Annotated in this window: 10 protein-coding genes; 8 read left to right on the forward strand and 2 right to left on the reverse strand. The window is 35.1% G+C overall.

Annotated elements, in window-relative coordinates:
- Positions 1-83 precede the first annotated feature (83 nt).
- Entirely contained in the window at positions 84-1,454 is a 1,371-nt protein-coding gene (locus tag ACN5L8_RS11910) for a sensor histidine kinase (protein WP_419173111.1), read from the forward strand.
- 117 nt (positions 1,455-1,571) lie between these two features.
- Positions 1,572-2,030: a hypothetical protein gene (locus ACN5L8_RS11915; protein ID WP_419173112.1), complete on the forward strand. Its 459-nt coding sequence runs from the start codon at positions 1,572-1,574 to the stop codon at positions 2,028-2,030.
- Between the two features lie 36 nt (positions 2,031-2,066).
- On the opposite strand, the gene ACN5L8_RS11920 is transcribed toward ACN5L8_RS11915, so the two are convergent.
- A complete protein-coding gene (locus ACN5L8_RS11920) occupies positions 2,067-3,116 on the reverse strand; it encodes an NAD(P)-dependent alcohol dehydrogenase (RefSeq protein WP_419173113.1) in 1,050 nt (349 codons plus the stop codon).
- Positions 3,117-3,337: 221 nt separating this feature from the next.
- On the opposite strand from ACN5L8_RS11920, the gene ACN5L8_RS11925 reads away from it, so the two are divergent.
- From ACN5L8_RS11925 to ACN5L8_RS11940, 4 genes are all read left to right on the forward strand, one after another.
- A complete protein-coding gene (locus ACN5L8_RS11925) occupies positions 3,338-3,739 on the forward strand; it encodes a hypothetical protein (RefSeq protein ID WP_419173114.1) in 402 nt (133 codons plus the stop codon).
- 55 nt (positions 3,740-3,794) lie between these two features.
- Positions 3,795-7,670: a hydantoinase B/oxoprolinase family protein gene (locus ACN5L8_RS11930; RefSeq protein ID WP_419173115.1), complete on the forward strand. Its 3,876-nt coding sequence runs from the start codon at positions 3,795-3,797 to the stop codon at positions 7,668-7,670.
- A gap of 66 nt (positions 7,671-7,736) precedes the next feature.
- On the forward strand, positions 7,737-8,576 hold the full coding sequence (locus tag ACN5L8_RS11935) for a methyltransferase domain-containing protein (protein ID WP_419173116.1): 840 nt from the start codon (positions 7,737-7,739) through the stop codon (positions 8,574-8,576).
- Between the two features lie 72 nt (positions 8,577-8,648).
- Positions 8,649-9,566: a hypothetical protein gene (locus ACN5L8_RS11940; protein ID WP_419173117.1), complete on the forward strand. Its 918-nt coding sequence runs from the start codon at positions 8,649-8,651 to the stop codon at positions 9,564-9,566.
- Position 9,567: 1 nt separating this feature from the next.
- On the opposite strand, the gene ACN5L8_RS11945 is transcribed toward ACN5L8_RS11940, so the two are convergent.
- Positions 9,568-10,728, reverse strand: a complete 1,161-nt coding sequence (locus ACN5L8_RS11945) for a PAS domain-containing protein (RefSeq protein WP_419173118.1) — start codon at positions 10,726-10,728, stop codon at positions 9,568-9,570.
- A 181-nt stretch (positions 10,729-10,909) separates the two neighbouring features.
- On the opposite strand from ACN5L8_RS11945, the gene ACN5L8_RS11950 reads away from it, so the two are divergent.
- Complete coding sequence (locus ACN5L8_RS11950) at positions 10,910-11,536, forward strand: hypothetical protein (protein WP_419173119.1); 627 nt, start codon at positions 10,910-10,912, stop codon at positions 11,534-11,536.
- Positions 11,537-11,629: 93 nt separating this feature from the next.
- Positions 11,630-13,537, forward strand: coding sequence for a hypothetical protein (locus ACN5L8_RS11955; RefSeq protein ID WP_419173120.1), 1,908 nt, complete (start codon positions 11,630-11,632; stop codon positions 13,535-13,537).
- The last annotated feature ends 8 nt before the right edge of the window (positions 13,538-13,545 follow it).

The raw sequence follows: 13,545 nt of genomic DNA on the forward strand, positions 1-13,545 counted from the left end.
AAAACGAGGTTAAGAAAGATTATAAATTGATCTTTTTTGCAAAAGGATGCCATATGTCTCTATAATTACTAAGTGAGGGGAATTTGAACGTTAGTAATAAAGCAGTCCATGCATATATAAACTACATTATTGAAAATAATGATGATCCAAAGTCATTCTTTGAGAATTTAGGCTATGACTACTCAGTCATGAGCGATGAAAAGAAATATATGAGTTGGAATGACTACAAAGTAATTACAGAATCACTCAATGATAAATATGACAAATTCTACGAAGGGATGACTCGGCATGGTTTAACAAATAAGTTTGTTAAGCATGTACTTGATATTCTTTCACGTATGATTAGCTTTCGTTTTGTTGGCGATTTCATTTTAAAATATTCCTTTAAAACATTTTATACTAATGCTGTTAGTATTGAGCTTATTAAAAAAGGCAGAACAACTTTTGATATCAAACTAACTTTCAATAGTGAGGAAGATATATTTCCTGTTTTTGTTGATATGTATCGAGATGTATTTCTAGCACTCCCAAGACTTATTTCAAACTCGCTAACTTGGGATGTGAAGACAAGTCAAAACGGAAATATTCTAATCTATCATATTGATGAGAAAATGAGCTCACCATCTTTTTATACTTCTTTTCAATTTTTTATTTTAAGGATCTTTAAACTAGATAAGTATTACCAAACGCTTATCTTTGATAATCTTCAACATAGTAATGAACTTGAAAAAAAGAATCTCGAATTAGAGCTGGCAGAAAAGAAGATAAGTGAGGCACATAAAGATGTTCTCTTAGCAAATCGTATCATTAGTCATGATATTGCCAATAAGATGCAGATTATAGAGCATGTAAAAAGGTTGATGAAGCGAAATGATATCGAAAAAGCCAATCAGAAACTGGATATATACTATAAGTCAGTTAAGGCCATCATTGAAAATACTCGTAACGTAATAGATGATCATTCAAGTTCATTTATGTTAGCTGATGTTTCGCTAAAGAACTTGCTTGAAGAGTTGGTCTTTGAATATCAAGACCAAGCAAATAACAAAGATGTAAATATTTCTCTCAATCTAGAGTGTGAAGATAATTATCATTTTAGAACAAATAAAGAAGCACTGAAGGCGAGTGTTTTAGGTAATATTCTTCAAAATGCGATTAAATTTTCAAAAGCAAATTCTGAAGTTAAAATTAGTGCTTCTGTGGAAAAAGATTTATTAAAGATTTCATGTGAAGACAGTGGAGTAGGCATAGAAAGAAGTCTTGTTAATGATATTAATCGCAATTCTGAAAAGCTATTTCAAAGCACAATAGGAACACATGGTGAAACAGGACGTGGCCTAGGACTATTTATTATTAGGAAAGTATGCCGTGAATTGGATTTCAAAGTTAAATTTGAATCTTCATTAGGTAACGGAACTAAGGTTACGATTTCAAAAAATCTTCAAAGTAAGTAATTTCAGTAAGTAATAACTTCTTATTTATTTTCTTTTTTACACATTTCTTATTTTATCTTTTAAAGACACCTTTTTATAAGTATTTAGATTTAAAACAAATACCTTAAGGAGATCTCTATGAAGTCAGTTATTGCAGTAATGACTGTATTATTATCAACTTACACGTTTTCAGCAGCTAGTTTAAATTGTGAGCTTGTATATGGTGAAGGTGTCTATATAAATATGAGTGTTGAGTTTCAGGCAATAGATGATTCTCGTGGACTTCCTTATTCTCTAAAAGAAATTGTAGGAACAGAAGTTATAATTGATGGAACAATGAACCAAAATCATGAAGATAATGATGATATTGGAGAAGAGTGGACATATGTAACTCCTGGTGCTCGTACAACAACGATTAGAAATGATGAATGGAATCAAAGTGGTTTAGGCTTCTATGTTGATACTTGTGAAGACTGCGATTTTAATGGAGCAACTTATCAGTATCGTCGTTCAAATGAAGGTGAAATCTTCATCACTGAAATGTATGGCTCTGATGGGTCTGGAGAATTCTCTCTTTATTCTTGTGAAAGAAATTAAATATAGAAAAGGGCCAATTAATGGCCCTTTTTTATTCTACGATACTTTTAAATTAGTCATGTCGATGACATATCGATGAGATGGATTTTCTTTTTGTAGTTTATCCCACGCTTCATTTATTTGCTCTGGCTTTATAACCTCACAGTCTGGATGAATATTATGTTCAGCACAGAAATCCAAAACCTCTTGTGTTTCTTTAATCCCACCAATTAATGAACCTGCAATACGACGTCTTCCCATTATAAGTGGCGCAGTAACGGGCTCATCCATTTCACCTACCTGACCTACGATCACATGAGTACCATCGATATCAAGTAGAGGTGTGTATGTATCAAAGTCGTGTTTTACAGGAACTGTATCGATAATTAAGTCAAAAGAAGAAGCAGCTGCTTCGAGTGCACTTTCATCTCGAGATGATAGGATTGCTTTTCCACCTATTGCCTTTGCTTCTTTTTCTTTATCTGTAGATCGACTAATAACTGTAACTTCTGCACCCATTGCTGATGCAAGTTTTACGGCCATGTGCCCAAGTCCTCCAAGACCAATTACACCAACTCTAGTTCCTTTTTTTACATTCCATGTTTTTAAAGGCGAGTAAGTTGTAATACCTGCACATAAAATTGGTGCAGCTTTTGAGATATCGAGTTTATCTGAGATTTTAAGAACAAATTCTTCACGTGCAACAATATGCTTTGAGTAACCACCTTGTGTGATTTCTCCTGTTATACGATCTTCTGAGCCATAAGTTGCAGTCATACCTTCACGACAATATTGCTCTTCATGATTGTGGCATTGGTCACAAGTTTGGCAACTATCAACCATGCAACCGACACCGACGCTATCGCCTACTTTATATTTTTTTACTTCTGGGCCTACGTCTATGACTTTCCCAATAATTTCATGTCCTGGAATAAGAGGGTAGGGTTGCTCTCCCCAGTCTCCATGTACTGTGTGAAGATCAGAGTGACATATTCCACTATAAAGTATTTCAATGGCAACATCGTTGCCTCTTAGTTCTCTTCTTGAAAACTCATAAGGTTCTAATCCCGATGTTGGTGAATGTGCTGCGTATCCTACTGTTTTCATTGTTACTCCAATTGTTTATGGGTTTATATGAATGACATTATTACGCATCTATTGATTTGAATAAATAGGGTACTCGTTAAAGCTTTGTTAACTTTTGGTAAACAATAGCGATTAATAATAATTGTATAGGACTCATGTCTTTATTCTAATATTCAGAACGGTCTTTGCTTGATAAAAAGTCAATGTAGTTAACAAAAAGGTTAACAAAATAGGAGTTAATTATGAAAAATGTATTTTTATTATTGGCCATTGCGCTAAATAGCTTCGTTTTTGCTTCGGCTGCTCTTGATCAGGCAGCGCAAGAAGAGATTGTTTCTTTTATTGCAAAAGTTGAAAGAAAGTATCTTTGGAGAGCGGGATATCAAAATGTTAGTTCAAACTTCTCTAAGTTATCACAGAGTTCTTTTAGTTCATATTTAGATCGTGTATTTGAGCAAGACCTTGATAAGTCTGAGATTCAGGAAATTAGAAGCTGCTTAGAAACCAAAGATTGTGCCGCGTATAATATTAGTATTCAGTCTGAGTATCACAGTGGGTATGGTGTGGATTCGGTCTTTGTTCTTATTAATTTAAATAGTGGTAAGTACAATGCTGACATAAAGCACAACGTCTATAGTGAGTAATTTGCAATCTCGTTAAGCCTTCTGCACAATGATGTAAAGCGGGAGGCTAAAACGAATGGATACAAATAATAAATGGGATTTTTGGATTGATTGTGGTGGAACCTTCACTGATATTGTGGCCATCGATACTAATGGCTCTTACCAAACGGAAAAACTACTCACAAAATCTCCTCATTATAAATCTTCTGTCGTTCAAGGTATAAAGAATCTTCTCGGAGATGATTTTTCACCAAAAATAATTAATAAAGTTAGACTTGGTACTACTGTCGCAACAAATGCATTCCTAGAAAGAGACGGTATTGATTGTGCACTTGTTACAACTCTTGGCTTTAGAGATCTTCTTGAAATAAGAAGACAAAATCGTCCACGCCTATTTGACTTAGATATTAAAAAAGCAAAACCTCTTTATAAAACAGTTGTAAATATTAAAGAGAGAATAGATGCAAGTGGAAATATCATTACTAAACTCGATGAGGAAATTGCCTATTTCGAATTAATGAGATTATACGAGCAAGGTCTTCGCTCAGTTGCTATTGCACTTATGCATTCATGTATAAATCCCGAGCACGAATTAAAAGTTGCCCAGATCGCAAAAAATATTGGCTTTGAATATATAAGTCTATCACATCAAACGAGCCCTATTTCAAAGTATGTATATCGTGCTGAGACATCTGTCGTGGATGCATATTTGACTCCTCTTTTAGATATCTATACAAAAGAGTTAGAAGATGACTTAGGCGGTGTTGATATTGTTTACATGCAATCAAATGGTGGATTATGTGATGCTAAGACTTTAAAAGGACAAAATACTCTTCTTTCAGGGCCTGCTGGTGGTCTAATCGGTGCTATCAAAAGCAGTGTAAAGAGAGATATCAATAAGATCATCACTTTTGATATGGGTGGTACTTCAACTGATGTTGCTATCTATGATGGTGAGATCAGACTTGATAATGAACCAGACTTTCTAGGAATAAAGCTTTTAGCACCTATGCTTGATATTCATACCGTTGCAGCAGGTGGTGGATCAATATTAAAATTTGATGGAGGACGATTTGCTGTCGGGCCTGAGTCTGCAGGGGCATTTCCAGGGCCTGCTTGTTATCGAAATGGAGGACCATTAACTGTAACCGATGCAAACCTCTTTTTGGGACGACTTGAAGCGGATAAGTTTCCAAAGATTTTTGGACCTAATCGCAATCAAGCTCTTGATGAAGAGATCGTTAGTGAGAAGTTTAATAAGCTAGCTAAAGAAGCTGGAATGGATGCTAAAGAGGTTGCAGAGGGATTTCTTGATGTTGCCGCTTCAACAATGGCACGTGCAATTAAAAAAGTTTCAGTTGAAAAGGGTGAAGATCCAGCAGATTTCACAATGGTGAGCTTTGGTGGAGCTGCGGGGCAAATGGCATGTAAAGTTGCAGACGCTATTGGTATTAAGAAAATTTTTGTTCATCCATTTTCAAGTGTTTTATCAGCTTATGGAATAGGGACAGCAAATGAAAGTTTTCGTGTCATGAAAGCTTATACTAAAAACTTTTCTAAGATAAATGAAGAAGAGATTAAAGAGAAATTCACTGAGCTACATAAAGAGATTGAAGAAAATTTAAATAATGTTGATCGTTTTACAAATGAGCTACTGATGCGTGCAAAGGGTAGTGATTACGAAATTAATGTATCAGCAGAAAAGTTTAATGCTATCTCTAACGAATTCTCAAAGGCCTATGAAAAGCTCTTCGGTGTTGAGTTTGAAGGAGAGGCAGAAGTTGTTAGTCTCGTCTCAACTGGAGAGAGGCTTTCTGGACATAGTGAAGAGTTAATAAAGGATGAGGCACTTAATGACATTGAAGGCCCAGCTCTTCTAAGCGTAAATAATACCTGCTTGGTCTTTGATGAAGGATGGAGAGGTTCTAAAAATAAGTATGGTGAATGGATTCTTACGAAAGAAGAAGATGTAAAGCAAGATGAAACTTCAGAGCGTGACGCCAAAGTAGAGCTAGAGATTTACTATCAAAGATTTCAATCGATAGCCGAACAAATGGGGCATACTCTACAAAACTTGGCACATAGTATAACGATTAAAGAACGTAATGACTTTTCTTGTGCGCTTTTTACAAAAGAGGCAGAGCTATTAGCAAATGCGCCCCATATCCCAGTTCATTTAGGATCTATGGGGGATGCTGTTAAGGCCATCGCTGAAAAATTTAACGATGATATCAATGAAGGTGATGGATTTATTTGTAATGATCCTAATTATGGCGGTACACATTTGCCAGACATTACTGCTATTACACCGATCTTCTTTGAAGGGAAGCTATCAATGTATGTGGCCAGCCGAGGACACCATGCTGATATCGGAGGAATAAGTCCTGGATCAATGCCCGGAAAGAGCACAAAATTGTCTCAAGAAGGTGTTGTTATTGCTCCTGAGAGAATTATTGAAAAAGGACGCTTCTTAGAAGAGAAACTTTCTAATATTTTAAAAGAAGGACAATTTCCTGCTCGAATACCAATTCAAAATATACATGATATTAAGGCCCAATTTGCGGCAAATCAAAAAGCACGCACAGAGCTTCACTCTTTAGTTGATTCTTATGGTGCTACAAAAACTCTAGCAATGGCCGAAGCGATCTTAGCTTATTCACATAAGAAGATTATTGAAGTGCTTAAAAAATTTAAAGAAGGTACTTCTAATACAAATATAACTAATGAGAGATCAATTACTGTTAAAATGACAAATCACCATGAAGATAAGTTAGTGATTGATTTTTCTGGAACATCTCCTTGCGGAGATCATAACTTTAATACGCCACTGCCAGTAGTGAAAGCATCGATTTTATTTGCTCTACGTTGTCTTATAAAAGAAGAGATTCCTCTTAATGATGGAATTGCTAGATACTTAGACATAAAGATTCCTAAGGGCTCTTTACTAAATCCAAGTATTGAAAGTGCTGTTGTTGCAGGTAACGTCGAAACATCTCAAGTTATTTGTGATCTTATTTTTGAATCTCTTGGTGTTAAGGCCCATGGGCAAGGGACAATGAATAATTTAAGTTTTGGTAACGAAGAATACCAATATTACGAAACTCTTGGTGGCGGGGCCGGTGCAAGTTCTAGTGGAGATGGTGCAAGTGCTATTCAAGTAGGAATGACTAATTCTCTTCTTACTGATCCCGAAGTCTTTGAGAGTCGCTTACCTGTTCGTATCGAATTGATGGGAATTAGACAAGGAAGTGGTGGAATTGGAGAGTTCCGTGGAGGAAGTGGAATCTACCGCCATCTCTTATTTCTACAAGACAGTGACTTAAGTATGATCTCGCAAAGAAGGCTTAGTTCTCCTACTGGAATAAATGGTGGGGAAGATGGCCTAAGAGGGAAGAATATTCTAGAGAGAAAGAACGGAGAAGTTATTGAGTTAGAAGAATGCTTTCAAACTAAAGTTCAGAAGATGGATCGACTTATGGTTTGTACTCCTGGTGGAGGAGGCTTTGGTAAGGCCCCTGATGAAGGAGAGCATCTTGTTTTTGGATTTGGTTCTAATATGGATATTTCTCAAATTAGAAAGAGATGTCCTAGTTCTTCATTTGTAACAAGGGCCAGATTAGACGGCTATGAGTTGCGCTATACAACCTATTCTGAAGTTAGAAAGGGTGGCGTTGCTGATATGTATGAAGCCCCTGGAAAGACTATGTGGGGTGCTGTCTATCGCTTAAATGATCATGACCTAGCAACTTTAGATGAAATAGAGTGTAGTATGAATAATTACACTCGAATCCAAAGAGAAGTAATTGATGATAATGGGCGAAAACTTAAGGTCTATTGTTATGATGTAAATGATAAGGAGCCGGATATTTCTCCAACTAATATCTATCACTGGCTTGTTTATAGTGGAGCCTATAATTTAGGAACACTAAATAACTATTTAAAGGCCTTATAATAGATAGGATTTAGAAAGAGCAAATTTAAATGGTGCATCAAGGCATTTTAGATGGTATGAGTACTTATGTTTCAAAAGCCTGAAAAAAAGTGGACTAAGGTACTGTCACAACCATTTGAAAAGCAGTCAAAGTTTCTTAACAAGATCTGTAAAGTTAATCGAAGAGATGCACTTATTCTTAATGAGAGATATTTTGATGGACTGAGTTTCCCATTAGTTGGGGAAGTTGTTGAGCTTGTTCAAAAAGTTATCGCTGCCGGGGAGTTTGATCCAAGCTTTCGTGATCTCATTTTAGATCGCCTTCTAAGAGTCATTGGTATTGAGGAGCTTTATCCTGAAGACTATGAAGATGGTAATGAATGTAACGGCGATGATGACAATGTAATCTTCGGCGAAAACTACCATGTCTATACTGCCTGTTATGATGATCTGGATATTCTCGTAAATTTCATTAATTCAACTGATGGTATTAGCAACCTATGTGATCTTGGTTCCGGCTCTGGAAGAGCTCTGTTTTACCTGGCCATGAAGGTTAAGAAGGAATTAAATTATCTTGGATTAGAATTAGTTGATGAAAGGGTCAAGTTTACTAATGAAATCTCAAAATACTTCTCTTTGGATAATGTAAGATTTCAAACTTGTGACTTTTTAAAGGATCCGCAAGCGTTCCACGGATACGATGCTTATTATCTTTATGACTCTGTTGGTACTGAAAATGTTCCTCATTTAATCGGACATTTTAAGAACCTTATTGATGATGGCCATAAGTTTTATTTATTCTTTATTTCTGGTTGGGATGAAATCATGCTTTCGGCATTAAATGAACTTGATGGACTAAAGCTTGTTGAAGGTAATGACAGTCATAAGCAAGAAGGTCGAGTCGTAAATATCTATCAAACTCTATAAGCTAACTTAAATTAAGTATCTTAAATTCTTCGATGAAAATAAAATGAGTATGTTATATTCTTCGGAGGAAATATGAAAGAAATGCTAATCTGTTCAGATCTCTATGAAGGCTCAGATAATAACCTTAAGTCTGGATACTCCTTTGCGAGTAGTCTCGGTCTTAAACCCAAAATTTATCATATCGATACAATGACTCCTCAGTTAAATAAACAATTTCATCCTCTTACTGTTAAGCCTCGCTATATCAAAGATCCTATTTGGAATAAAGATATTGAAGCGACAGTTCTAGATATGGCCAATAAGGCTTTAGCAAGAGTAGGGATTGAAAAAGAAAAGGTTGATTTTGAAAACTTTGAAGGCACAATCAATGAAGGAATTGAGCATCTAACAGAGCATGTTGATCTAGAGATGATGGCAATAGGAATTACTCATCATGGTGTCTTTCATCGCTTCTTTTTAAATACATTTGCAGAGAAGTCTTTATTTCATGTAAAAAAAGATGTTCTCGTAAGTAAGAAGGCCGTAGAAAATTATTCTCACCTTACTTATTTAATACCTTATACACCTTTAGATGAAGACGATTTAGCAAAAGTTATTCACATCGCTAAATGTAATGAAGCAAAGGTCCATATGGATTGTGTCGTCCCAATTAACTTTGTGGGATATAGTCTAGAGCTTTTTTCCAATGAGCCTTATCCTCGAGAAATTTTAACAAGCGAATTATCTGATTTGCGCAGTAAAGCAGAAAAAGAATTACAGAAAGCACACAAAATTATGAAGGATGCCAATATCGAGTGTTCGTATTCTTTGGAGATGGTACTAAACGAAGATGCAGCTAAGCGTGTAGAAGAAATTGTGCAAAAAGAAAACTCTGATCTGGTGATTATAAAGCCTCAGCACTATACGTTTGAGCACTTATCAATTGGAAGTGTCTCATTAGATATTATGAAGAATGTAAGTAGTAACCTTCTTCTTTTAAAAGTCGAATAGTTTATATCTTGGCCCAGCTATTCTCTGGTATATTTATATAGGCTTCTGTCCATGCATTTTCTTTGCTGTTAAAACTTAGTTCAAGATTATCATCTTGTAGAAGATATTTTGCAGCACTAAGTCCTAGTCCACTTCCTTTACTCCTTGTTATTGTTGATATGAAGGGGAGTGTTATCATTTCTAAGTACTCTTTAGATATACCGATACCAAAGTCTTTTATTGTTAATCGCAGATTGTTTTTAGAACCTATACTGGCATATATCTCTATTTTCTTGCGAGATTTATCATTATTTTTTTTAACTGCAGAAATCGAGTTTTTAATTATATTTTTCAATGATTGTATGAAGTTTTCCTTTGTTGCCAATATCATATAATCTTTTACACCTTCATCAATCTCTATTTGAATTCCATGTTTTTTTATCTTTTTATGAAAATGAGATGTGCTTTGTATGATTAAATCATAAAGCTCTTGCTTTCCTCTCTTGTGTGTTGCTGATCGAAAAGTCAGCTCTATGGTTTCAACAATTTCATTGATTCGATTATTTGAACCCTCTAATATTGATAGAATGCGTTGTGCTTTTGTATTATCTGGGCTTATCTTTTTAATTTCTTCTTGAAGTAAATGAGTTGAATTTATTGAGAGGTTCAAAGGGTTTCTTAATTCATGTGCCATTGACTTTATTAACTCTAATATTCTTAAGTAATTAGTGCGCTCAATCTCCTTTTCTTTTTCTCTTAATAGCTCCATTGCCTGTTGTTGTACTTTTTCTTTAAGTTCTATTTCTGTCTGCTTTTGTGCTGTGATATCACAGATATATCCTTCTAGAGCAATAATTTTATCACCGTCATAAACGCCAACACCTTGCTCCCATAAGTAGATAATCCTCCCATCCTTGTGTCTAACTCTATATTCTGTTGTGTAGTAATTATGAGCTTCAAGGGCCTCATCAACAGTCTGTCTAACGATTAGTTTATCTTCTTTAAGAGTAATATCATCAAAGGAAATCTTGGCATTGTTTAAGATTTCATCTTGTGTATAGCCAGTGATTCTTTCAATACCAGAGGTAATGAACTCCATAGTCCAATATTTATCATTGCGACACCGGTAGGCTATGCCATCGATACTTTCAAGAAGAATATCTAAGTTAATTTTTTGTACCACGAGCTAATCTTCGGTTTAGAAGTGTAGTTAGCTAAGTTAATTAAAAACAAAGGCTTAGCTTAAGTTTCTTAGTTTTTTAGTGAAATACTCAAGCTTGGTGTCTAAATATTTTTCACATAATAATTTCATGAAATCGCGAGTATATCTAAGTAATACGATTTGATATGCTAGATTATTTTCAATGAGAAAGGTTATTTCAATAATATTATTAAGCGTCTTTATGCTAAGTGTACCTGTACAAGCAAGTACTGAGTATAAGTGTATAAAGCAGTACCAAGATAAAATAGAGACATTTTATCCTAAAGAGTCTGTGGAAAATGATGAAGGCTGGGTATACAAACTTAAGGGTTTTTATTGGCTATCTAAAGTCATTGGTAAACCTGCTGCGGCTTTTATTGTTGCTTTCGTTCCAGGCTCCATTCCTGTTGTCTTATCTATATCAACTGTGGCCGCCTTCTTCGATCTTTTAAAGAACGAAAAGGGAATTATAGGTGCTTATATTGTTTTAAAGATGTCTGAAGTAGAAGAGCATGAATTTGCAAATCAGGATATTGATTCAAAGATAGAAGAAGAAGTTCTTCAACTTCAAGAAAATAAATATAAGCGAGAAGAAAATCTTTTTAATACTTTTGTTGAAAGAGTTAATCGTAAATATAAAAATACTGATTTTTCTTATGAGCAGGTTAGAAGAGCAGTCGTAGAAATTGCTTCAAGTGATGATCAGCTTTGCCAGCGTAAGGGAAAAGAGAAGTTTACTTCTCTTTATCGCCTTATTCGCCTGACAAAGAAGAGGTTGATTTATAAATAACTAGATAATGTAAGCTATCGAAAATATGTGGCGCGCAAAGAATCCTTCTATATATTCTCTTGATTTATTTTCAATATAACCGATAAGAACCCTATGAGATTAGAGGGGGTTATCATTTTTATTGCTCTTGTTGCGAGTATCGTAACTAGGGCAGAGTCTATTGAGGAATTATGTAATTCTCTTCGTTTAGAAGATCCAAGTTGTTCAACTCTTGAAATTCCCAAATCAATCCTTCCTAAAGAGATTAGTGAAAATTCATTACGTCGTTGGCATTGGATTATTGAAAAAGTAGAAGAGAAAAAAGACCTTCTTCAAGCTGAAATAGACAATAACAAAGGGATGTTGCGCTTTTTACGTAATGACTTTGTCGAAGAGGATGAAAGTAGGCAATGGTATATAAATGAATTCAAAGATATTGAAAGTGATTATTTAAAGTTAAAAGAAATTACCAAGCAAATTGAAATCGTCTCAGATAAATTAAATATCTGCTTTAGAGTCTGTAGTCCAAAGATGCGAATTGAAAATGAAGAGCATTTAAAAAAACTTCAAAAGCTAAAGATTTTACTACTTTCTAAACGCCCCATTTTAGCAGGGCCAGAAATTGAAAATATCATTAAAAGTAAAGATGAGGGAGATCTTAAATCCGCACTGGTCAAAACATACTCTGATTATTTATCTGGTGCTCAAGATCAAATAAGGGAGATTAATACGCGATTTTCTCCTGAGCAAAGACAATATGACTTTGCTATCAACGAAGAAGTTAATGAGGAATTACAAAAAGAGAGAATTAAAGTCCTCTTTGATATTATAAATGGCAATGATGTCGTTGATGATACAACTTCCTCTATTTTATCAACATTAGATTGGCGAAAAGAAGTTATGAAAGAGCCAAGTCTAGCGTGCAGTCTTTATGAGAGGAATAAAAGTTACTTAACTGATCAGAAAATAAAGGAATTAGGCCTTGAGATTGGAATGTTTGTTGCTCCTTTTGTTGCAGGCCCTGCCTTTAGATTAAGTGTTTGGGGGCTTCGTGGCCTAGGATTAGCAAAGTGGGGAATGAGAGAAGAAATCTATGCTTCAATTACAAAAGCAACGACAGGACTCTCTAGTGCAACTTTTTTTGCAAAAGATCTCGTTGCAATCCCAGAGAAAAAAGAACAATGTGAATCTCTATTAAGTAATTTTATAAAGTCTAAGCAACATACTTATTATCAAAAATATACAGAGTGTTCTGAGGAGCTAAGCCAAGAGATTCTCTTAACTTCCGTGAGTACAGCTCTAAGTGGTCTTTCATCTTTAGGTCCAATTAAGCAGGCCTTTGAATTATCAAAGAAATATGATCCAAATTCCCGTCTTTTCCATGTTAAGACAATGGATGAGCTTAGCTTTTATCTTGGAAAGAAGCCAATCGATAATGAAGTATTTGGAGATGCAGGATATAAGCTTTCTATTGAGAAGGGTGATTATTATGTTCTAAATCTTAATAGTTCAAATAAAGAAGTTAGGACAATGAGTTCAAATTATTGGAATTTTGTTTCAGATACTTATCAGCGAAGATTAAACCTCTCTGAAAATGAAGTAAAAGACTTCATTCAAAGTAGTCGACAAATGGAAGATCGAACCACTTTGATTATTAGTACAGAAAAAGGGGCAGCTGATTCCATGAGAGGTGGACTGGCCTTTGTAACATCTTCAAAAGCTGATGAATTAATGCCCTTTGAAAAAGCAACAGGGGTAAAGGTCGATCGTCGTCCTGGGCGAAAGGTTGCAGAAGCGGTTCGTTTTACTGTTGATGATAAAAAAGGAGATCGCAAATTAAGCGAAGAATTACTAGGCCAATTAATCACTTCAATGGATGCAGATGATTCTCTGGATGGAATTTATATATTCACATCAAAGGCCCATGAGCGTTTATATGAGAGAATTCTAAAAAAACGTGGTATCAGTTTTAATCGAGTAAAAGACCTCGATCGAGATGTTGTTCTAGAGATAAGGCCTTAATATTCCTC

It is taken from the genome of Halobacteriovorax sp. (assembly GCF_048381875.1).
GTDB lineage: Bacteria > Bdellovibrionota > Bacteriovoracia > Bacteriovoracales > Bacteriovoracaceae > Halobacteriovorax_A > Halobacteriovorax_A vibrionivorans.

Coding starts and splice junctions, on each gene's coding strand:
- ACN5L8_RS11915 (WP_419173112.1), top strand. CDS start 1,572: ATGAAGTCAGTTATTGCAGTAATGACTGTATTATTATCAACTTACACG.
- ACN5L8_RS11920 (WP_419173113.1), bottom strand. CDS start 3,116: ATGAAAACAGTAGGATACGCAGCACATTCACCAACATCGGGATTAGAA.
- ACN5L8_RS11925 (WP_419173114.1), top strand. CDS start 3,338: ATGAAAAATGTATTTTTATTATTGGCCATTGCGCTAAATAGCTTCGTT.
- ACN5L8_RS11930 (WP_419173115.1), top strand. CDS start 3,795: ATGGATACAAATAATAAATGGGATTTTTGGATTGATTGTGGTGGAACC.
- ACN5L8_RS11935 (WP_419173116.1), top strand. CDS start 7,737: ATGTTTCAAAAGCCTGAAAAAAAGTGGACTAAGGTACTGTCACAACCA.
- ACN5L8_RS11940 (WP_419173117.1), top strand. CDS start 8,649: ATGAAAGAAATGCTAATCTGTTCAGATCTCTATGAAGGCTCAGATAAT.
- ACN5L8_RS11950 (WP_419173119.1), top strand. CDS start 10,910: ATGAGAAAGGTTATTTCAATAATATTATTAAGCGTCTTTATGCTAAGT.
- ACN5L8_RS11955 (WP_419173120.1), top strand. CDS start 11,630: ATGAGATTAGAGGGGGTTATCATTTTTATTGCTCTTGTTGCGAGTATC.